This is a genomic window from Haloferula sp. (assembly GCF_049672945.1).
Classification (GTDB): domain Bacteria; phylum Verrucomicrobiota; class Verrucomicrobiia; order Verrucomicrobiales; family Akkermansiaceae; genus Haloferula.
This window is the reverse complement of the sequence record NZ_JBATWY010000060.1, coordinates 1-19970: the sequence shown is the minus strand read 5'-3', so window position 1 is coordinate 19970 and position 19970 is coordinate 1. Positions and strand designations below refer to the sequence as shown.

The following is a 19970-nucleotide window of genomic DNA, read 5'->3' as shown; positions in this document are numbered from 1 at the left end:
TCAGGCAATTCGAGGAGGGCCGCCCCTTGGAGGCGGCTGACAAGCAGGAGATTTCTCAGGCGAAAAGCCGGAAGTGGCATTTGATCGGTTGGCTGGAGCAACCTGAGGCCGGGGTCGACGGCAATGCCCTGGCTGCCTGTCTGTCCGATATTCTCAGCGGCGTGGATCCTGAGCACCCTCGGGCGGTCGCGGTTTCGGTGGAGGGTGAGCAGGGAAAGTGGAACGGTTGGGTGGCGGCAATTGACGCATTCAAGGATGCCGAGCCGGTGATGCTGGCAGAGGATGAGACAGCGGATCCAGAGGCGGAGATCATCCCATCCACCGCTCTCAAATTGAAGTCGGCCTCGGTGGAGATACCCCTCTGGTATCTGGACAAGGCGAGCAAGGAGTGGATTCTTCGTCCAGTGGCCGTGTCGATGGAGGCCAATCTTGCGGGGGACGGCGAGCAGCTTCTGGTCACGCTTCCGGGCGAGGAACCTGGCCAACAGCAGCAGATCAGCACGAGCTTGATGGGCTTCCTCAGCGAGCGCCACGGCGGGGTGCCGAAAGGGCTCCGGTTAGAGTTCAGATTGGCGGGTGACATTCCTTATTCGGAGAAACGCAATGGCAAGGCCCTGCTTGGTGCGCTGCTTGTGTTGGCGGACTCGGCCTTGTCTGGCGAGTTGCCCGAAGCGATGGTGCTGGCTGTTCCCACGGATGACGGAAGCCTGGAGCTTCCAGTGCGGTTTTGGCAGACGATTCGTACCCTTGCCGACACCAAGTCAGGCAAGCGTTTGGTCCTTCCTCTCGCCGCCAAGGACTACATGGCACCTCTGATTACTCTCGATAAGTCCGAATTCTTCTTCGAATTCGAAGTGCTTCTCGCAGACGATGCCGCGGGGCTTTGTGAGCTGGCTTCCTCGATGCCGCCGGTTCAAATTGTGGAAGCCCATCAGTCCTTCGAAATGATCCGCGAAGCACGGGGGTCGAGATCGCTGGGTAGTTTCCTCAATCACGAGTCGACCCAGCAGCGACTACGACAGGTGATTGCCCTGGTCCCAACCCACGCTTCCGCGCAGATGCTTGCGCTGCGGGGGACCTCCAAGTGGCCGAAGCGGCTGTCGAAAGAGGTCTTTGCCCGCGAGATCCGCGCGGCGATTGCGCCGTTGGCTTCCTTTTTCAAGCCAAAGAACTGGTTCCTTCTGAATGGTGAGGAGCTGGAGGACAAAGTCGATGCAAGCCGGGCGGAACTGGATGCGATCGAGCGATTGTACGGTTCGGTTTCCGACCGTCAGGAACTCCATACCCCCACCATGAATTTGGCGAAGCTCCTGAGCAGCCTGGCGGTCGACGCCAAGAGGAGCAGCGTGGAGAAGGGTGATCGGCATGAGCATGAGGCAGCCTTCAGAGAAGCTTGGTTAGAGTATGTTCGAGTCGTTGAAATTCTCACCCTCGCCGCAGGTGATTCGGACGACTACCCGCTTCCACTAGCCCCTCAATAGCGCTGATGGCCTGGAATGGTAGGGATCGGACATCATATGTCCATTACCAGGATGGGGCGGATTTGCTTGCAAAATGAACTTAAACGGGTCCCTGTTCCCCTGCACTCACCCGCACCCACCCCATGACTGAAGGCATTCGCCGCCTATTGACCTTGGTCACCGTTTTTCTGGTGATGTTCGCGACCGTGTACCTGATCCGCAACGGGACGGGAGGCATTCGTCAGTGGCTCGGAAACAAGGATTCCGACTCCAATTATCAACCCGAGGATTTCACCCTGCCGGATAAGCCGCCGCTTGAATTGAGCGATGTCGAATTGCTGACACGGCTCAACGATGAGTATGCGATGCTCACCGATGCGGTGGTCCCCTCCGTGGTCAGCATTGACACCAACAAATTGGAGCCACAACGAATATTTGATGGATTCGGCCGGCAGCACCTTCGCACCGTGCCGACCCAAGGTCAGGGTTCGGGCGTCATCGTCAGTCATGAAGGTCATGTGGTCACCAACCACCACGTCGTGGCAGGAAAGCCCAAGATCCGGGTAACGATGTACGATGGCCAGGTCTTTACCGCCGAGGTGATTGGAGAAGACCTCATTCTTGATATTGCGGTACTTAAGATCGAAGGCGGAGGACCTTTTCAGCCAATCAAGTTTGGAGACTCGGATCAAGTGCGCCGGGGCCAGATCGCCTTCGCTTTCGGCAATCCATTCGGACTGGGTGAAACCGTCACTCAGGGGATCATCTCGGCCGTCGAACGTTCGCTGTCCGACACTCAGCGAGATCTGATTCAAACCGATGCCGCCATCAATCCCGGAAACTCCGGTGGCCCTTTGGTCAATCTGCAAGGCGAGATCATCGGCATCAATTCGGCTATTTATCGACCGGATGATCGGGTGAACTCGGGGTTTCAAGGCGTGGGTTTTTCGATTCCCTCCAATGATGTCAAAGAGGCGCTGATCACCATCCTCAAACGCGGTCGACTGATCCGCGGCTACCTCGGCGTGCAGATGGATCCCAATCCGATCGCCAAAGCATCTCTGGGATATGACGGCCCGGGGGTGGTCGTAGGCAGCGTCAGTGAAGATTCTCCGGCGGAAAAAGCCGGGCTCCAGGCCGGGGATGTCATCGTCAGCTACGACCGGGAAGTGACGGATAATCTCGGCACTCTGTTCAACCTGGTTCAGCGGAGTCGGGTCGATGAGGAAGTGTTGATTGAAGTCTGGCGCGACGGCGAAGTGCTGGGAATGAAGGCAAGGATTACCGCGCGCAAAGCGAATCACGGCCAGCGTTCCAAACCAGTTCCCCAGAGTTCTGCTCCCGAAGGCGAGGAACTGCTGAGCGCCATCGGCGTGCAGGTCCGTGATCTGGACCCTGTCGATGGGAAAGCAGGACTTCAGGGCGTGGTCGTCGCTGGAATCTCAAGAGGTGGGCTGGCCGAGAGGCGACTGGTGGTTGGCGACCTGATCGAGGCCGTCAACCAGACCGCCGTGAAGACGAGCGAGGAATTCTATCGCTACCTTGCGGCATCGGCTCCGAAACAGCCCACGGACCTCCGGGTGCTTCGTCAATCGGAGCGCATACGAGTCATGCTGCCCCCGCTGCTCCCTGACGCGGCGGAGGGTGTCGAGCTTCCCCAAGAGTCGGTGGATGATTCGACTTCGGGTCGATAAATCAGGACATGAGCGAACGTTCAGGTATTGTTAGCGGCGCTTGCTGCTTGAGATAATCGGCTGCAAAGTTCGTGAATCATGAATCGCACCCAATGGCCCATGCTTCTTGCTGCCTTGATCTTCGGAGGCGGGGTGGCCTTGTTCATTCTACTCCGGAGGGCGGATCCCGAAACCATTGAAGCGCCACCGACAGCGGACTTGATCGAGCGGACAGTGATCGAGGAAGACGTCGTGGAACCGGATCCGATTCCGGCTCTCGCGCCTGATCCGGTGGATACGCCTGACCCTCTGGCTGCCATGGATCAGGTAGGCGAAGGAATCCTTAGTAGCAGCCCGACGCTGCTCGTGGAACAGATCGGGAAGGCGCTCGATGAGGGTGATCTGGCCGGCTTTAGCCGCATGATCGGCTCGGAAGTTCTGACTCCCGAAGCCAAGAAGCGGCTGGCGGAATTGGCCGCAAGCGGAAACCTCAAGCTCCGCAAACCCGATTCCTCCGTCGAGGTGGGAGAGCTGAAACTCAACGAACATGCCCGCTGGGCGCTCTATCTCGATGGCGCGGAACCCGGCCGGGATCGCATCCTTCTCGATCTCAAACGCCGCGATGGCAAGTGGGGCGTGACACAAATTGTCCTACCCCCAGCTGCGAGTGAAGCCATTCCGCGAGCCCAACTGGTGGACTCGCTGGGGATTGTCGATTCCTTCCTCCAGGCGGCGCTCCGGCAGGAGTTTGAATTGGCCAAGGAGTTCGTCGATTCCTCGGCCGTGTCCGATGCCAAAATCGCCGGGCTTTGCATTCTCTTTGAAGAGGGCAACTACAAGCTGCGACGCGAAAAGCCGCTGCGCGCGATGTTTCAGCGCGGCGATACGGCGGGCTATTTGGCCCATGTGCTGGCCGCGGATGATTCGGATGCCGCCCAGTTCTCGATCACCGTGAGGCAGTCCGAGGAGGACAAGAACTGGCGTCTCGTGGAGATCAATCTTGATCAGCTGCTCGCCGACTACGCCCGCCGCGTGGCCGGCGGCGACGTCTATTACACCCCCTTGGTAAAGAATCCCAAAGGGGGTGATACGCTGGTCCTCTATTTCGACTTCGACGAAGGTGGCCTGACCGAGCGCACCGAACGACAACTCCAAATCGTGGCCGAGATTTTACAGACGGACCCCGACAAAAAGCTGACCATTTCCGGGCACACCGACGCCTTGGGAACGGAGGAGTACAACGATCAACTCTCCTCACAGCGAGCTACCAGCGTGCAGGAAACCCTGATCCGCATGGGGGTTCAAGAGAGCCAAATCATCACTGTGGCCCGAGGTCAGAGCCAGCCACGCCGACCGAATTTCACCGAGTCCGGCGCAGACAACCCGGCGGGTCGCCGAGCCAACCGACGGACCGAGATCTATCTCGATTTCTGAGCCTGCCCCCTCCCCTCCTCTTCTATTCCGATTCTTGAAACTCTTCAGTCCAGCCACCTTCGTCCTGATTCTTTTGGGAGCGACCATGATTGCCTTCGTGCTGTGGAGAGAGTCGGCCCACAAACTCGGACCGGTCGAGAATCTGACCAGCATGCAAGGAGCCGACGCGCCCTTGTTCCTGCCAGCAGATCATCAGCCGCGACACCGATTGCATCAATTTTCTGCCTGGCAGCTTGCGGCCATACCTGCGGCACTGCGTTTTGATGCACCGATGGGAAGCGAGCATGGTGGCCTGACCTACAATGCCCAGAAGTTCTGGGAAATGAACGACAAGCGGGGCGGTTATCATACCGGTGATGATCTGAATGGCCTGGGCGGTATGGATACCGATCTTGGCGATCCGGTTTTCGCCACCGCTGACGGCCTCGTGGTCTACTCCGGTGAACCATCTCCCGGCTGGGGCAAAGTGCTGGTGCTCGCTCATCGCAGTCGTGATGGGCGTCTGATCCAGAGCATGTATGCACACCTGCATCGGATCGACGTAGCGATGGGCAGCCTCGTCGGTCGCGGTCAGAAAATCGGTCAGGTCGGCACCGCCAATGGCCACTACCCGGCTCATCTCCATTTTGAAATGCGCCAAAGCGATGGTGTGGATATCGGCGCGGGTTACAGCATGCTTCCGCTGAATCGGCTCGATCCGACGCGAACCGTCGACGAACTGCGTGGGACATCAGCTGACCAACCCTCTCCGTCACTTTTACCGACCGCGCTGGATAAGAAGGCGATCTGGAATGCGCTCGAGATCGAGAATGCCGAGAAGCTCGGCGACTTCCAAGAGTAGGAAGAAGTGCTGCCAGGGAACCGCGGCAAATCCGGACAAGTTACCGTTGCTCCTGTTAAGGCCTGGCGGGGTTCACCTGCCGAAGCTCCACGGCCCCTGACAGCGGCGGAAGTCAACACGCCCCCCTTCCCCTGCGCAATGGATTTTTCATCCGAGGTGGTTCATCCCGTTCCCGCAGGGATCGACGGCCCCCGAATCAAATCACCAGCATGCAGTCGCCGTAGCTGTAGAAGCGGTATTTCTCCTTCACGGCTTCCTTGTAGGCCTTCAACACGAGTTCCCGACCGGCCATCGCACTGACGAGCATGATCAAGGTGCTTTCGGGAAGGTGGAAGTTCGTGAGCAGCACATCCACCGCCTTGTATTGATACGGTGGATAGATGAAAATGTTCGTTTCACCACGATGATCTTTCACTTCCAGCTTGGGTGATCCCTCACGCGCCAGCGATTCAAGGACCCGGGTGACGGTCGTGCCGACGGCCACCACACGACCGGCTTCGTTGACCTGGCGGGCGGTCTCGCTCGAAATGACGTAGCGCTCGGAGTGCATGTCGTGCTCTTCCGGGCGCTCTGCGCTCACTGGGCGGAAGGTCCCAACTCCGACGTGAAGGGTGAGGAAAGCGTGACGAATTCCCTCGAGAATCTCCGGGGTGAAGTGAAGCCCTGCCGTCGGTGCGGCAATCGCCCCTTCTTCCTTTGAGTAAACCGTCTGATAGCGCTCGCGATCTTCAAGCTCGTCATCACGACCCATGTAGTGCGGCAAGGCAAGATGACCCACCTCATTCAGATCCGGTTCCTGATCCCACTCGATCAAGCGATCCCCGTTCTCGAAAATATCTACGACAATTCCCGTACTTCCAGCCACAACGACCGACTTTCCTTGCCGCATCTTTTTCCCGGGCTTTACCAGGCAGCTCCATCGATTGGCACCGAGGCGGTCGAGGAAAAGAAGCTCGATCTTTCCATCATCCGAGAAGAATCGCGCCGGAATCACCCGCGTATCATTGAGAACCAGAAGGTCGTCAGGACGCAGGTATGCCTGAATATCGCGGAACATCCGGTGCTCGATTTCACCGCTCTCCCGGTGAATCACCATCATCCGCGAGGCCGATCGCTCTGCCAGCGGGCGGGATGCAATCAGCTCCTCAGGGAGTTCAAAATGGAAGTCACGGGTCGTCAGGCTCACGACCGCAGCTTATCGCCCGCCCATCGCCGGGGATCAACGATCGACTTTGGACTGCGGTGTCGATGTTGCTCTCTGCCACCGCACTCCAAACTCAGGAGAGCACCTTCGCTTCCTCCAGCACATCAACTTTTGAGGCATCCCCCCAGACCCGGAAAAGCGTGCACTTCCCGATGCCTTCACCTTTCTCCGTGGCGATCAAGATCCTCGTGCCATCCTTCACGACGTCCCACTCATCGGTCGTACCGCCAGCCTGCCAACCGCAATCGAGCAGCCGTTTCAAAACCACTTCCCGATCTTCGCCGTTCCACAGGGCGAACTCAGATGAAGGGCCGTCCACTTGAGCTCGTTCGACTGGCAATGGCCCGCGGAAACGGCGGATCCTGGCCCAAGCTCGCAGTCGCGGAGCGAGCCAGGAAAGCCCGCCAAGAAGCCACTGGTTCGCGGCAGCTCCGAATCGCTCGTCGAGCTCCCTCAAGGGCTGTGTTCGAGAGATAACTCCCTGATAGCCAGCCATTCCCATGAGTCCATGGTAGATGACGGCTGCCTCTGAAGCGCGCACTGGGCTACCGGTGTAGATGGTACCATGCCACATCGCATCACCTGAGGGAGAGAAGCGCTTGGGATGCCTTTTCATGAGCATGGCTTCCGCCTTGCCGTAGCCGATCTGCTGCCGGAGATAGCCGCGGACCGATGGCCTGCGGTGATGCCACACGAAAGCGGTCGGAGAGAATCCAATGCGGTATCCGGCGTCGCGAAGCCGCCAACAAAAATCCACATCGTCACCCGCCGTCCGATAGGCCGGATCGAATCCCCCGATGGCAAAGTACGCCGATCGCAGTACGACCAGATTGCATCCGGGGATGTGCTCGGCTTCGGAATCATCAAGCATCACGTGACTGGCCGCACCCGGAGCCGCTGCGATCACCGCCTCGATTCTGTTAGATGAAGGAGGCGGAAGATTCGGACCACCGGCGGCATCCCAGCCATCGGAAAAGCAGCCCGAGATCTCGGCGAGCCAATGCGGATCCGGTTCGCAATCATCGTCAGTGAAGGCGAGAATCTCGTTTTTCGCCGCTTCGGCGCCGGCATTGCGGGCCGCACTGAGTCCCGCATGTTCGATGCGGACCAGTTTCACTTCGGGAAACTCTTCCGTGATCAGGGCCGGGGTCCCGTCCGTGGAGCCGTCATCCACCACAAGCACCTCGAAATCAACATTCTGCAACTTTGAAATGGCGTTCAGGCAGCTCCGGATTCGGTCCCCGCCATTTCGCGTACAGACGATCACGGAGAAGTTCTGCTTGGGACTGGGGCAAGTCTCTTTGGTGTCCGTTTCCCGAACCGCCGCCAGCGCGGGCTTGTCGTCGCCCTGGCGGTCAATGAGTCCAAAGTCCCAATCGAGCACCTCCCTTCCCGCATTCTGCCAGCGGTCGCTCCAGGCATAGATCGCCATGCCCGCCATGCCCGCTTCGTGGGCGGCACGAAGCCCCCAGCTCAGGGTTTCGGCCTGGGCCTCCAGTCCGTTGCGTCGGGAGTCGAGTCCAAACTCCGAGATCAATACTGGCCGATCGCCGGCGATGTGGTGGAGCCGCTTCAGATAGGCACGAAAGTCCTCCTCGTTCTCGAGGTAGACGTTCATCGCTGTTAGATCCGCATTGCCGGGTTCCAGATACTCGGTTCCCGGGTAGTTCCCGTAGCACCAGATCAATTCGGGACAGGCGCCTTTGCCAATCGAGATCAGGTCCTCAAGGGCTCGGCGGACTTTCGAAGGCCCCATCCAGCGGGAGAGATCGGCGGGAACCTCGTTGGCGACGAAGACCCCAGCGAGAGCCGGATGTTTCCCGTGTCTCGCGAGGCCGGACGCCAAGGCCGCCTTCGCATTTGGCAGCTCGTCGTGGCGGAAAAAATCGCAGGACTGGGCCCACTTGATTCCGGCGAAAACCCGTAGCCCCAATGATTCCGCGGCGTCGAGGAGCTCACGGGTCGGCCACTCGTAGAGCCTCATTGCATCGAACCCGGAAGCCCTAACCCGTTCAAGCTCAGCGCGCAGATCCTGAGGCCAGCCGCCAGGAAAGGGTCCATAAGTGACCATGCGCAGGAACACCCGCTGGTCACCGACCCGCAGGAACTTGCCATCGATTGCCAAGCGCTCCATTGCACGACGAAGCTAGATTCGAAGGGGCGCGACCGCGAGCTTAAGCTCGCGGTCGTTAGAGGGCAGCGCTATGGATTGGGCCATGCGCACCGAGTTGCTCCAAAATCCCGTCTTTGCCATGGCGGCCGCCCAATTCGATCAGGTTGCCGACTTTCTGGAACTCAACGACGAGCTCCGCGAACGTTGCAAATGGCCCAAGCGGCTGATCACCGTCACTGTTCCTGTTAGACATGATGATGGGTCGACCAAAGTCTATTTCGCGCACCGGGTGCAGCACCATTTGACCCGGGGTCCGGTCAAGGGCGGCCTCCGCTACCACCCCAAGGTCGAGCTCGGAGAAGTCGCCGCGCTGGCAATGTGGATGAACTGGAAATGCGCGCTCATGGATCTCCCCTTCGGCGGAGGCAAGGGCGGCATCAATTGCGATCCGCGGACGCTCAGCCAAGGGGAGCTCGAGCGGATCACTCGACGCTTCACGATGGAGATTACGCCTTTCATTGGCGAGGACATCGATGTGATGGCGCCGGACATGGGGACGAATGAGCAGACCATGGCGTGGATCGTGGATACCTACGCGACCCGTGCCGGCCGCCTTGTTCCGGGAATTGTGACCGGAAAACCCCTGAATTTGCAGGGTTCTGCCGGCCGGACCCGTGCCACCGGCCATGGTGTCGCCTTCCTCGCATCAAGGGCCTTGAACAAGCTCGGCGTGCAGATCGAAGGAGCGACCGCGATCATCCAGGGATTCGGCAATGTCGGATCCTATGCGGCCCGGACCCTTGCATCCTATGGAGTCAAGATCACCGGCATTTCAGACGTCTCCGGCGCCGTTTGGAATGCAGGCGGACTGGATCTGGATGAGCTGACCAAGCATGTCGCAAGTACTGGAAGCGTCGTAGGTTTTGCCGGGGCCGACGCGATCGACCCGCAGGAGATGCTCACCCAGCCATGCGATATCCTCGCACCCGCTGCCACCGACATGGCGATCAATCGGGAGAATGCCCCCATGTTGAAATGCCGGGTTCTCGCTGAAGGCGCGAACGGACCGACGACCACGGAAGCGGATCAGATCATTTCTGATCGCGGGGACATTTTCCTGATCCCTGACATCCTCTGCAACGCCGGTGGTGTCACCGTCTCCTACTTCGAATGGGTGCAGAATCTGCAGCGCTTTCAATGGACCGAGCGCGAGGTCCTGACGCGGCTCGAGACCATGCTCGAAGCAACTTTCAATCGAGTTCTTCATTTCGCGGAAACGAACAAACTGCCTCAAAGAACTGCCGCTCAGTCACTTGCAATCAAGACGGTGGCCGATGTGAAGAGTCAGCGCGGCTTGTTTCCTTGATCGTCACGGTCCAGACTCCTGCCATGCAATCCCTCCAATTCAGCGAATTCGGCAAGGCCGAGGAAGTTCTCCAGCTTCAGGACCTGAAGCTGCCGGCACTCACCCAAAACGAAGTCCGGCTCAAGATCCTCGCCAGCCCCATTAACCCCGCAGACTTGAATTTCATTGCGGGAACCTACGGAGTGAAGCCCGAGCTTCCGACGGTTCCGGGGATCGAGGCTTGCGGCGAGGTCGTCGAAAGCCTTTCCCCGGATTTCAAACCCGGCGATCGCTGCATCTTTCTCAGACGGGCTGGTTTGTGGGCGACGCATGCGCAGGTTCCCGCAGCCCATCTCTTCAAGTTGCCCGAGGGCATCAACCCGCAACAGGCGGCGATGCTCAAGGTCAATCCCGCCACCGCATGGCGACTGCTGACCGGCTTCGGGCAGCTCCCGCGCGGATCATGGATCATTCAGAATGCCGCCAACTCCGGCGTTGGTCGCTGTGTGATCCAGTTGGCAGGATCACTTGGAGTTCGTACGATCAATCTAGTACGTCGCACCGAGCTGATACCCCAGTTGGTGGTTGCCGGTGCGGACCAGGTGCTCCTCGACGACTCCGAGGTGGTTGACTCGGTCCGGGCAATCTGTGGTTCAGTTCCTCCCCTGCTTGGTTTCAATTGTGTCGGGGGCGATAGCGCCTTGCGGCAATTGAAGTGTCTGGCCACCGGCGGTACTCAGATCACCTTCGGGGCGATGGCCCTGCGGCCGCTTTCGGTTCCCAATGGGCTGCTGATTTTCAAGGATATCAAGATACGGGGATTGTGGGTCAGTCGTTGGATTGAATCGGCTCCCCGAGAGGAAATCGACGAAACTTACTCGCGACTGGCTGCCGAAATGGTGGCGGGAACGCTCCATATCCCGGTGGATTCGACGCACCAGTTGTCGGATTTCAAGACAGCCCTATCCCGGCTGTCCGACCCGGCAAGGTCCGGTAAGGTGTTCCTGATTCCATGATGTTAGAGTCAGCCAAGGACTTCGAAGAATATGAAAAACTTGATGGTTTCGCTTCGACCTTCGAAAGCTGAATGCGACGAGGCGGTTTCTTGGATTGTTGAAGAGGAAGTCGGAGGGCGATTAACCCAGTGAAAGACTTCTTCTTAATCGTGCTGGTAGTCACCCTGGCTACTGAGACCTGTTTTTCGTCTGAGCCGTCCTTCTCACAGGAAGTCTGGAGGAACGAAAGTGTTCGGTTCATCAAGGAAGTTGGGGACAAACCCACGGCGGACGAGATGCTCAAGCTCGCAGCGTACGCTGCGATAAAGTATCCTGGAATAGAGGTTTCAGAGCTACAAGCGGAGGTGTCGGCTTTAGCAAGCAGGAAGCTGACATCGATTTCCAACCACGCGGTATTCTTTGAAGACCACTTGAAGTCATTGAGGAGTACACATCACGAAAATCCAGGGAAAATCGACTACAATAGCGAGCGGACTCGGCTCTTCAGAAGTCTCGGCCAAATGGAGTCAGCTCAGGTGGTTGAATTGCTGATCAGCCTTCTTGATGACAATATCGACTACAAAGAACTTGAACCTGGCAGCGAAATTTTTTCGAACTGCACTTTAGCTGAATCCACTCTCTGTGGGATGATTGACGCACCCCCGGTTCCCAACACCCGATTCGGCCCAGGAACTTATAAAAGGGACCTTTTGGCATGGAAGAAATGGGGTGAGCAGGTCAGTGATGGCGTGAGAACTTTTCAGTTCAAAGGAAGCTCCCAGATTTATAATCTTTCAGGTCCAGTTGAGATTCCGGCGAAAGTACGGGAGCGCCGCACGGTGTCTGCGCCTGAAGAGGCGTATACTTCGACCCGACCAAAATCCTCCAAGGTTTCATGGACTCCTTTGGCTGTCGCAGTTTTGATGCTGTTCGGATCGGGATGGTGGTGCTTGAGGAATCCGACGCGGAAATAGCGACTCGGGTCAAACAAGGATAGCGGTCCATAAGAATAGGACGCACGACTGGCGCGTATGGACAGGATGTCCATGAGCCGAAGCGTTCAGGATGAACGCTCTCCGTTGGGGAGACTGGGTGGGGGCGAACTTGTGCAGTGCTTCGGCAGGGCGAGAACGCCCTTGCTCCCTCGTGCGGCGACAGCAGGGCTGTCCCACCGACAGCGGGCTGCAGCAGTCCACGGGCTCTGAGGTGATTACTGGCGATGCAGCTTGTTGGACAGGAGTACCTTGCTACGGCAGTGGCGCTGTGGCAATGACGCCACAATTCGCTCTTGGTTCCGCCGCCTTGAAGCCCGATCATCCGATCCGTGGTTCCCGATTGGCATCAGTATTTTGTCTTCGCTCTAACGATTGCGGTCTTCGCGGCTTTCCTCTGGGGGAAGTTGTCCGTCGAGTTGGTGGCGCTCAGCGCGGCGGGTCTTCTGCTGGTGACCGGTATTCTGGATCGCGACGATTTGTTGTCGGCTTTTTCCAATCCGGCTCCGGTGACGATCGGCGCGCTGTTCATCATCAGTGCGGCGCTCGAGCGGACCGGGCAGATCGCGAGACTCGGGCGGATTTTCAACACGGTGGCCAAAGGCAGTGAACGCCGCGCTCTCGCTGCGCTGCTGATTGTCTGCACGGTGTGTTCCGCCTTCGTCAACAACACGCCGCTGGTGGTGATTCTGCTGCCGGTGATTCTTGGCTTCTGCCGGGACAGCGGTGCGAAACCCTCGCGGCTGCTGATTCCGATGTCCTACGCAACGATCTTGGGCGGGACCTGCTCAATGGCCGGGACTTCGACCAACATCCTCGTCGACGGGATTGCGCGGGAGCAAGGCATTGCGGAGTTCCACCTCTTTTCGATCGCTCCACTTGGCATCATTTACGCCGTCGTCGGAGGAAGCTACCTCTGGTTCTTCGGTTCGAAACTGCTGCCGGCGCGGGATACTTTGGCGACCTTGCTGGATGCCACTCGCGGCCGGGAATTCCTGATCCAGGCCGGCGTCCCGGAAAACTCGCCGCTGATCGGGAAGAGCGCACTCGAAGTTCTGGCGAACCGTTCCCGCAAGCTGAAGATCATCGAGATTCGCCGTCGTGGTCGGATCCTCGAGGCCAACCTGAAGGAGATCATCCTTGAGCAAGGCGACCGTCTCCTGATTCGGACGGGAACGAAAGGCGTGGCCGAGTTGCACCGATCCGACGATGTCAGCTTGGGGATGGGTGAGGAACTCGATGCTCTCGAGCAGCGGGAAGCCGTGCTGTTGGAGGGCATGATCGGGCCGAATTCCCGGCTGGCGGGTCGCAGTCTGGCGGACATCGCATTCCGTCAATCGTATGGCTCGCTGATTCTGGCCATCCACCGTGAGGGTCAGAACATCACCAAGGACTTTGAAACCCTGCGGCTGGAATTCGGTGACACGCTGCTCGTTGAAGGTTCTCGGGAAGGGATCGAGCGATTGAAGGCCGAGCGCGATTTCATCACCCTCTCCGAGCCTCGTCCGGAAGTCTTCAATCTGAGGAAGGCCCCCTTCGCACTGGCGGGCATCGTGCTCTTCGTGTTTCTCGCCGCCTTCAATTTCGAATGGATCGGGCTTTCGTTGAAGCTCGATACCTTTGCCGCGGCCTTCCTCGCCGCATTGTTCGTGCTGCTGGTCGGTTGTCTCAGTCCGCGGGAAGCCTATGAAGCGGTCGATTGGAAGATCCTGTTGCTGATCATCGGCATGCTGGCGCTGGGTGTGGCGATGGACAAGACGGGCGCGGCCACGACGCTGGCAACATTCGTCGCGGACAAACTGGGTCCGCTGGGTCCGTGGGGCATCCTTTGCGGCATCTACCTGCTGGCGAGCATCATGACGGAGATGGTTTCAAACAATGCCGTGGCGGTGGTGCTGGCTCCGATCGTCATTCGGATTGCCGAGGCGGTGGAGGTATCCCCCCTTCCCTTCCTGGTGGCGGTGATGTTCGGAGCCAGTGCTTCATTTGCGACACCGATCGGCTACCAGACGAATACCTACGTCTTTGGCGCCGGGGGCTATCATTTCAAGGATTTCGTGAAAGTTGGACTGCCTTTGAATCTTATATTGTGGGTGATCGCCTCGATCACCATTCCACTCATCTGGAAATTCCATCCCTGAACATGAAAGCATCCATTTTATTTCCCGCACTTCTCGCGACTTCTCTTTCCTGTGCGGCGCTTCCCCTTCTCGGAAAACCAACTTGGACGGACCCTGCCAAGGCGGCGGCCGAAGACCCGGATTTCAACGTTCAGGGAGAGTATGTTGCTGATGGTAAGGCTGCCCAGGTGGTCGCGACTGGTAACGGGAGATTCATCATTTCCGAGTATGTGGGTGGGCTTCCCGGCGCGGGTTGGGACGGCTCGAAGATTACCAGATCGAGCGGGGACAAGGCGCTCGTCTCCAGGAAGTTGGCGAAATTTGAACGTATCGAGCGCGAGGTCCCGACACTTGGAGCCAAGCCGCCGGAAGGTGCTGTCGTGTTGTTCGACGGTGAGGGCACGGGGGAGTGGAACAAGGCGAAGGTCGAGGATGGATTCCTGATGGCGGGCACGACCACCAAACGCAAGTTCAAGGATTTCAAACTGCACCTTGAGTTCCGCCTCCCCTACAAGCCGGAAACGCCGCTGAGCCACCAGGATCGTGGCAACAGCGGAATCTACATCTTTGATCGTTACGAGGTTCAGATCCTTGACAGCTTCGGTCTCGACTACGATCTTAGTACTTGGGATGGGGAAAACCTCTCTGACTCCAAGCAGTGGTGCGGAAGCTTCTACAAGTTCAAGACACCCGATGTTCCCATGTGTCTGCCACCGCTGACATGGCAGAGCTACGACATCGACTTCACTGCCCCGAAGCTCGAAGGCGGGAAGAAGGTTTCAAATGCGAGGGTGACGGTGTTTCACAACGGCGTGAAGATTCACGATGACCTCGAGCTTCCGAAGGGCACCGGAAACGGAGGCAAGCTGGCGGAGGTTCCCGAGGGTTCTCTCCAGTTCCAAGGTCATGGCAATCCCGTCCAGTTCCGCAACGTCTGGATCGAGGAGAAATAAGACCGGATGCCGCAGGCTCTCGGGATGGCCCTTTGAAATGAATGCTGCTCAGAGCTCGAGCATGTGGGTGATGTGGGTGGCGGTGAGCTCACCCATGGTCCGGCAGTCGCGATAGACATCGTCGTGGTGGTATTTTGCCAGATCGGATGCCAGCCGTACAACATGCTCGCGTGGAGCGAGTTCCTCCCGTTGCATGACGCCCAGGAGGGCTTTGAGGCGGAGGCTTTCGACCTTGGCCCGGCGAGCCATCTGGGAGTGTTCTTCCGCAACATACTGTTCGATCGTCTTGCGGTTGAGGGCCCTGAAGGCGAGCCGGGTGATGGCCTTGTTTGAGTCGAAGCGATAGGCGAGGTAGGTCTTACCACGTTTCTCGTAGCTTTGCTGGTCGAAGTCGATCGGCCGGACCCGGTACTGGACCTCCTCGAAGTCCGGGGTGATGTCGACGACGTAGTTCACGCTGCGCATGTCGCCGAGAAGACGGATGAAGCAGCGTTCGTTGAACTTGGTGAACTCCTTGGCAATCCGGACATTGTTGAGTTCCGGTTTGGGCAGGTGTTCGCGGAGAAACACATCACCGGGCACGCCGGCAATGTGCTCCTCGATCAGGGTGTTGCCATTGACGAGGTAGTTGATGCGGTTGGGCGAGAGAATGTGCTCGAGCTCCAGACCGAAGATCCGGGAGGCGTCCGCTTGTTTGACGTAGAAGTAGTCGGAGTTGTCGTTGTAGGAATTGGTGATCCGGATGCGGAAGGGCCGGGAGTTGCCGAATTCGCCGAAGTCGATGCGGTCGACGTTGAGGTGGTCCCGGTCGCTGGTATCCCCCCCACCCTTCAGCTCGGTATAGATCTGGGCGAGGCGTGGCCGCAGCTCGCGCATGTGTTCGGGATCGTAGTAGACGCTGAGCCAAAGCGTTTCCTTCCCGGTGGGATCCTCATAGGGGGTCGATCCCAAAAAACGGGTCAGGTCCTGATAGACCCGGGGAATCTCACGCATCCGGTCGAAGTGATAGAGGTACTGCCGCAGCGGTAGTGAGACCTCATACTTGTCTTTCCTTCGGGAGATCATGGGCATGGCGGAAGTAGCATGACGTCTCGGGCAGGGATTGACCAGCGGCAAGGGAGCAAGCCTGATTCACGCCGGTTGCTACACCAGACCATCCCTGCGCGCCTGCTTCCAGTAGGCGTATTCCGAGCGGTTGAAATCGACGTACTCGGGAGAGAGGTCGCTACTATACATTTCGTAGTCGGCTTTTCCCTGGTTGAGATGGATTTCGATGTTGAATTCGTCGTGAGCCACGATGTCGCGCAGCCGATCCATCGGGGTTTCGGCCTGAAGTCCTCCGAGGCACGCGGGCACGCCGTCGTAGAGGATGTCGATGAGCTCTTCACGGATGCGGGCGCGTGAGTAGCCGACGGCGTGGATGACGCGTCCCCAGTTGGGGTCACCACCATTCCAGGAAGCCTTGACGAGTTGCGATTTGCAAACGGCTTCGGTGACCTTTTTGGCATCGAGATAGGTTTTGGCACCCCTGACCTTAACGGTGACGAATTTGGTCACGCGTTCGCCGTCGCGGACGATCATCTTGGCAAGTTCGAGCATCAGCCAGCGCAGTGCCTGGCGGAACTGGCGGCAGCGCGGGCCGTTGCGTCGGACCGGCGGCATGCCTGACGCTCCGTTGGCAAGCACCAGCACGGTGTCGTTGGTGCTCATGTCACCGTCGATAGTGATGCGGTTGAAGCTTTCCTCGACGACTTCCTCAACCGCCTTCTGCAGGGTTGCCTTGGGAATCGAGGCGTCGGTGGTGATGAAGCAGAGCATCGTCGCCATGCTCGGGCAGATCATGCCGGCCCCCTTGACGCAGCCACCGAGGCGGACGCGATGGCCGCCGAGATCGAAGGAGATGGCGAGTTCCTTGTGGTGGGTGTCGCTGGTGATGATGGCTTTGGCGAAATCGGTGCCGTTCTTGGTCCCGAGGGCTTCGACGAGGGTCCCATAGTGCGGCTCGATCCGCGACATCGGCATGGGTAGTCCGATGACTCCGGTGGAACAGACGCCGATTTCGCTGCGCTTGAGACCGAGTGGTTTGGCGACGCCGTCGGCCATCGATCTGGCATCGGAGATGCCGTGCACCCCGGTGCAGGCATTGGCGTTGCCGGAGTTGGCGATGATGGCCTGGATGTTGCCTTTGCGAATATTGATCTGGGAAAAGCGGACCGGGGCGGCCTTGACGCGATTGGTGGTGAAAGTTCCGGCTGAGGTGCACGGTTTATCCGACGCGATCAGTCCGAGATCGAGTCGTTTGAGCTTTGGGTTTTTGATTCCGCAGGCGATGGCGGCCGTGCGGAAACCGCGGGGTGCGCCGACACCTCCTTTGATCCGGGTTAGTGGGAAATCCATGACAGCAGGGGCAGGCCTTCAAACCTGAGGAAGTTTCAGACAAAATGCAACCCGTCGGTCTGCCGTAAACCAAACAGGATATTAAAGGACTGCACGGCTTGGCTTCCGGCACCCTTGCCGAGGTTGTCTTCGGCGCTCATCAGCAATACGCGGCCGGTCCGATCGTCGTAGGTCCAACCGATGTCGATGAAGTTGGTGCGGGTGACATTCTTGGTGTCGGCACAGCCGCCTTCGCCGAGCAGGCGGACGAAAGGTGCCTCGGCGTAGGCCAGCTCAAGCGCTTCACCGACCGCTTGGGGGTCGGTGCCTTTGGCGAGCATCGCGGTGGTCGTCGTGGCAATGCCCGCATTCACCGGAATCAGATGCGGGATGAAGGTGATGACGACTTGCTTGCCGGCGGCGAGGGAAAGTTCCTGTTCGATTTCCGAGAGATGTCGATGTTTCGGCACGCCATAGGCACGGGCGCTTTCGTTGCACTCGCAGAAGAGCAGGGAGAGATCGGCCTTTTTTCCCGCACCGCTGACACCGCTCATGGAGTTGGCGACGATGGTCGCGGGATCGATCAGTCCCTTTTTCACCAGCGGCAGGAGGGGCAGGAGAATGCTTGTCGGGTAGCAACCGGGCGAGGCGATCAGGTGGGCATCCCGGATTTCCGCGGCCCGGATTTCCGGAAGTCCATAGACCGCATCGGCGAGCATTTCGGGCGCGGGATGGGGATGACCGTAGAACTCCTCGTAGACCTTGGCATCGCGTAGCCGGAAGTCGGCGCTGAGATCGATGACCTTGAGGCCGCGCTTGAGCAGCGCCTGGGCGATCTCGGCCGCCACGCCGTGAGGCAGCGCGAGGAAGGCGGCGGAAGCACCGCTGGCGGCGATGGTGTCGGGGTCCGGCTCGATGAAAGCCAGATCGGCGCCCGGCAGCGAACGGTAGCGTGGAAAGACCGCCGAGAGGGCTTTGCCTGCCTCTTGACGCGAGGTGGCGGCGACGAGTTCGACGTCGGGGTGGAGCAGCAGCAGCCGCAGGAGTTCCTGACCGGTGTATCCGCTGGCGCCGACAATCGCTGTCTTGATCCGTTCCATGATGGCGAGATCCATCGCAGGAAATCCCCGCCTTGCCAATCCTTAGGAGGAACCAAGGGCTCGTGGTTCGGAGGGAGGACTTGGGCGCGATGGGTCGCAGCTCTTCATAGGTGGAGACCCGGGAAGATCCGTCTTTGGCAGGCTCGTGAGTCGATTGGCGGGGGAAGCCATTCCTTGTGGCATGGGGCCGAGCCACCTCCCATGCTCCTCGATTTTCCGGACTTGCCAACCCGGATTTCCCTTGCTTGTCTGCGCGTCCGTTCACGGAAAAGGAACGGGCTGTGGCGCAGTCTGGTAGCGCATCCGCCTGGGGGGCGGGGGGTCGTCGGTTCGAATCCGGCCAGCCCGACCAAACATCCCTGCCCAGCCTGTCTGGGCAGGGATGTTTGGTTTCCGCACTGGCCCGTGAGATCTTCCGAGCCATAGCGAGGAATTCGAAAAAGTGGTTGGTTTTCTAGTCTTCCCACCTTGGCTCTTTCCCGAGCAGGTGCCGGACGAAGTAGTCCCGCTGGCGCCGTTGCCCATATTTGGTGTCGGCCGCGCCATGCCCGGCTCCGGGAATGACGAGCAAGTCGAAATCGCGATCCGCCTTCACCAGCGCATCGACCACCTGCATGGTTGAGGCCGGGTCGACGTTTTCATCCATCTCACCGACGATGAGGAGCAGCTTTCCTTTCAGACGATGAGCCTGAGTCACGTTCGACTGCTCTTCGTAATGCGGACCGATCGGCCAGCCCATCCATTGCTCGTTCCACCAGATCTTGTCGACACGGTTGTCGTGGCAGCCGCAGTCGGAGACGGCGACTTTGTAGAAATCGGGATGGGCGAGGAGAGCTCGTGTGCTGCTTTGGCCGCCGGCGCTTCCGCCATAGATTCCGACTCGTGAAAGGTCCATTGATGGATCCTTGGCAGCCGCAGCCTTGATCCACTTGATGCGATCGGGGAAACCGGAGTCGCCGAGGTTTTTCCAAGCGACGTCATGAAAGGCCTTCGAACGGTACGAGGTGCCCATGCCATCGATTTTGACAACGATGAAGCCCAACTCAGCGAGTGACTGCATATTCGAGAAGGCGCGAAACCCTTTCGGAACGAAGGCGCTGTGGGGACCGGCATAGATGTCCTCCAAAATTGGGTAAGACTTCGAAGGGTCGTAATTGCTGGGGCGGACAATGATGCCGTAGATGTCGGTTTCACCGTCTCGCCCTTTGGCGACAAACTGCTCCGGGGCCTTCCATCCGGCATCCTTCAGCTCACTGATGTCAGCCGTTTCCAATTGGCAAACGAGCTCACCATCCTTGCTTCGGCGGAGTTCATGTACGGGCGCTTGATCCACTCTCGACCAACTATCGATGTAGAAGCGCTGA

15 protein-coding genes, 1 tRNA gene and 1 other RNA gene are annotated in these 19970 nt (G+C 58.9%); 10 read left to right on the top strand and 7 right to left on the bottom strand.

Annotated elements, in window-relative coordinates; translation table 11 throughout:
• The 4 genes from WBG04_RS05510 to WBG04_RS05495 all read left to right on the top strand — a co-directional run.
• The coding region (locus WBG04_RS05510; RefSeq protein ID WP_424313375.1) for a hypothetical protein at nucleotides 1–1481 on the top strand (1481 nt) is incomplete at its 5' end.
• A gap of 122 nt (nucleotides 1482–1603) precedes the next feature.
• The gene (locus WBG04_RS05505) at nucleotides 1604–3154 is read left to right on the top strand and encodes a trypsin-like peptidase domain-containing protein (RefSeq protein ID WP_424313374.1); all 1551 of its coding nucleotides are present in this window, start codon (nucleotides 1604–1606) and stop codon (nucleotides 3152–3154) included.
• A 78-nt stretch (nucleotides 3155–3232) separates the two neighbouring features.
• Nucleotides 3233–4567, top strand: coding sequence for an OmpA family protein (locus WBG04_RS05500; RefSeq protein ID WP_424313373.1), 1335 nt, complete (start codon nucleotides 3233–3235; stop codon nucleotides 4565–4567).
• Nucleotides 4568–4601: 34 nt separating this feature from the next.
• Nucleotides 4602–5408 carry a M23 family metallopeptidase gene (locus WBG04_RS05495; protein ID WP_424313372.1) on the top strand — a complete coding sequence of 269 codons (807 nt, stop codon included), beginning with the start codon at nucleotides 4602–4604 and terminating at the stop codon, nucleotides 5406–5408.
• 7 nt (nucleotides 5409–5415) lie between these two features.
• Here WBG04_RS05495 and ffs read toward each other — a convergent pair.
• From ffs to WBG04_RS05480, 3 genes are all read right to left on the bottom strand, one after another.
• Nucleotides 5416–5510, bottom strand: an RNA gene (ffs, locus tag WBG04_RS05490) — signal recognition particle sRNA small type.
• A 94-nt stretch (nucleotides 5511–5604) separates the two neighbouring features.
• The gene (gene queA / locus WBG04_RS05485; RefSeq protein ID WP_424313376.1) at nucleotides 5605–6588 is read right to left on the bottom strand and encodes a tRNA preQ1(34) S-adenosylmethionine ribosyltransferase-isomerase QueA; all 984 of its coding nucleotides are present in this window, start codon (nucleotides 6586–6588) and stop codon (nucleotides 5605–5607) included.
• A 97-nt stretch (nucleotides 6589–6685) separates the two neighbouring features.
• Complete coding sequence (locus WBG04_RS05480) at nucleotides 6686–8746, bottom strand: glycosyltransferase (RefSeq protein ID WP_424313371.1); 2061 nt, start codon at nucleotides 8744–8746, stop codon at nucleotides 6686–6688.
• Nucleotides 8747–8828: 82 nt separating this feature from the next.
• On the opposite strand from WBG04_RS05480, the gene WBG04_RS05475 reads away from it, so the two are divergent.
• The 5 genes from WBG04_RS05475 (at nucleotide 8829) to WBG04_RS05455 (ending at nucleotide 15130) form a co-directional block, all read left to right on the top strand.
• Nucleotides 8829–10091 (top strand): Glu/Leu/Phe/Val family dehydrogenase, encoded by a 1263-nt coding sequence (locus WBG04_RS05475; protein ID WP_424313370.1) that lies wholly within the window; start codon nucleotides 8829–8831, stop codon nucleotides 10089–10091.
• Nucleotides 10092–10114: 23 nt separating this feature from the next.
• Entirely contained in the window at nucleotides 10115–11086 is a 972-nt protein-coding gene (locus WBG04_RS05470; RefSeq protein WP_424313369.1) for an MDR family NADPH-dependent oxidoreductase, read from the top strand.
• A gap of 128 nt (nucleotides 11087–11214) precedes the next feature.
• Entirely contained in the window at nucleotides 11215–12039 is an 825-nt protein-coding gene (locus WBG04_RS05465; RefSeq protein WP_424313368.1) for a hypothetical protein, read from the top strand.
• Between the two features lie 350 nt (nucleotides 12040–12389).
• Entirely contained in the window at nucleotides 12390–14198 is a 1809-nt protein-coding gene (locus tag WBG04_RS05460) for an SLC13 family permease (protein WP_424313367.1), read from the top strand.
• 2 nt (nucleotides 14199–14200) lie between these two features.
• A complete protein-coding gene (locus WBG04_RS05455) occupies nucleotides 14201–15130 on the top strand; it encodes a 3-keto-disaccharide hydrolase (protein ID WP_424313366.1) in 930 nt (309 codons plus the stop codon).
• Between the two features lie 48 nt (nucleotides 15131–15178).
• Here the strand turns inward: WBG04_RS05455 and WBG04_RS05450 are convergent, their stop codons facing one another.
• From WBG04_RS05450 to argC, 3 genes are all read right to left on the bottom strand, one after another.
• Nucleotides 15179–16201 (bottom strand): hypothetical protein, encoded by a 1023-nt coding sequence (locus tag WBG04_RS05450; protein ID WP_424313365.1) that lies wholly within the window; start codon nucleotides 16199–16201, stop codon nucleotides 15179–15181.
• A 72-nt stretch (nucleotides 16202–16273) separates the two neighbouring features.
• Nucleotides 16274–17527 (bottom strand): bifunctional glutamate N-acetyltransferase/amino-acid acetyltransferase ArgJ, encoded by a 1254-nt coding sequence (gene argJ / locus WBG04_RS05445; protein ID WP_424313364.1) that lies wholly within the window; start codon nucleotides 17525–17527, stop codon nucleotides 16274–16276.
• A 35-nt stretch (nucleotides 17528–17562) separates the two neighbouring features.
• Entirely contained in the window at nucleotides 17563–18621 is a 1059-nt protein-coding gene (gene argC / locus WBG04_RS05440) for an N-acetyl-gamma-glutamyl-phosphate reductase (protein ID WP_424313363.1), read from the bottom strand.
• A gap of 260 nt (nucleotides 18622–18881) precedes the next feature.
• Between argC and WBG04_RS05435 the strand changes: the two genes are divergently transcribed.
• Nucleotides 18882–18958, top strand: a tRNA-Pro gene (locus tag WBG04_RS05435).
• A gap of 102 nt (nucleotides 18959–19060) precedes the next feature.
• Here WBG04_RS05435 and WBG04_RS05430 read toward each other — a convergent pair.
• The coding region (locus tag WBG04_RS05430) for a S9 family peptidase (RefSeq protein WP_424313362.1) at nucleotides 19061–19970 on the bottom strand (910 nt) is incomplete at its 5' end.

Coding starts and splice junctions, on each gene's coding strand:
- WBG04_RS05450 (WP_424313365.1), bottom strand. CDS start 16,201: ATGCCCATGATCTCCCGAAGGAAAGACAAGTATGAGGTCTCACTACCG.
- WBG04_RS05455 (WP_424313366.1), top strand. CDS start 14,201: ATGAAAGCATCCATTTTATTTCCCGCACTTCTCGCGACTTCTCTTTCC.
- WBG04_RS05470 (WP_424313369.1), top strand. CDS start 10,115: ATGCAATCCCTCCAATTCAGCGAATTCGGCAAGGCCGAGGAAGTTCTC.
- WBG04_RS05475 (WP_424313370.1), top strand. CDS start 8,829: ATGCGCACCGAGTTGCTCCAAAATCCCGTCTTTGCCATGGCGGCCGCC.
- WBG04_RS05480 (WP_424313371.1), bottom strand. CDS start 8,746: ATGGAGCGCTTGGCAATCGATGGCAAGTTCCTGCGGGTCGGTGACCAG.
- WBG04_RS05500 (WP_424313373.1), top strand. CDS start 3,233: ATGAATCGCACCCAATGGCCCATGCTTCTTGCTGCCTTGATCTTCGGA.
- argJ (WP_424313364.1), bottom strand. CDS start 17,527: ATGGATTTCCCACTAACCCGGATCAAAGGAGGTGTCGGCGCACCCCGC.
- argC (WP_424313363.1), bottom strand. CDS start 18,621: ATGGATCTCGCCATCATGGAACGGATCAAGACAGCGATTGTCGGCGCC.
- WBG04_RS05505 (WP_424313374.1), top strand. CDS start 1,604: ATGACTGAAGGCATTCGCCGCCTATTGACCTTGGTCACCGTTTTTCTG.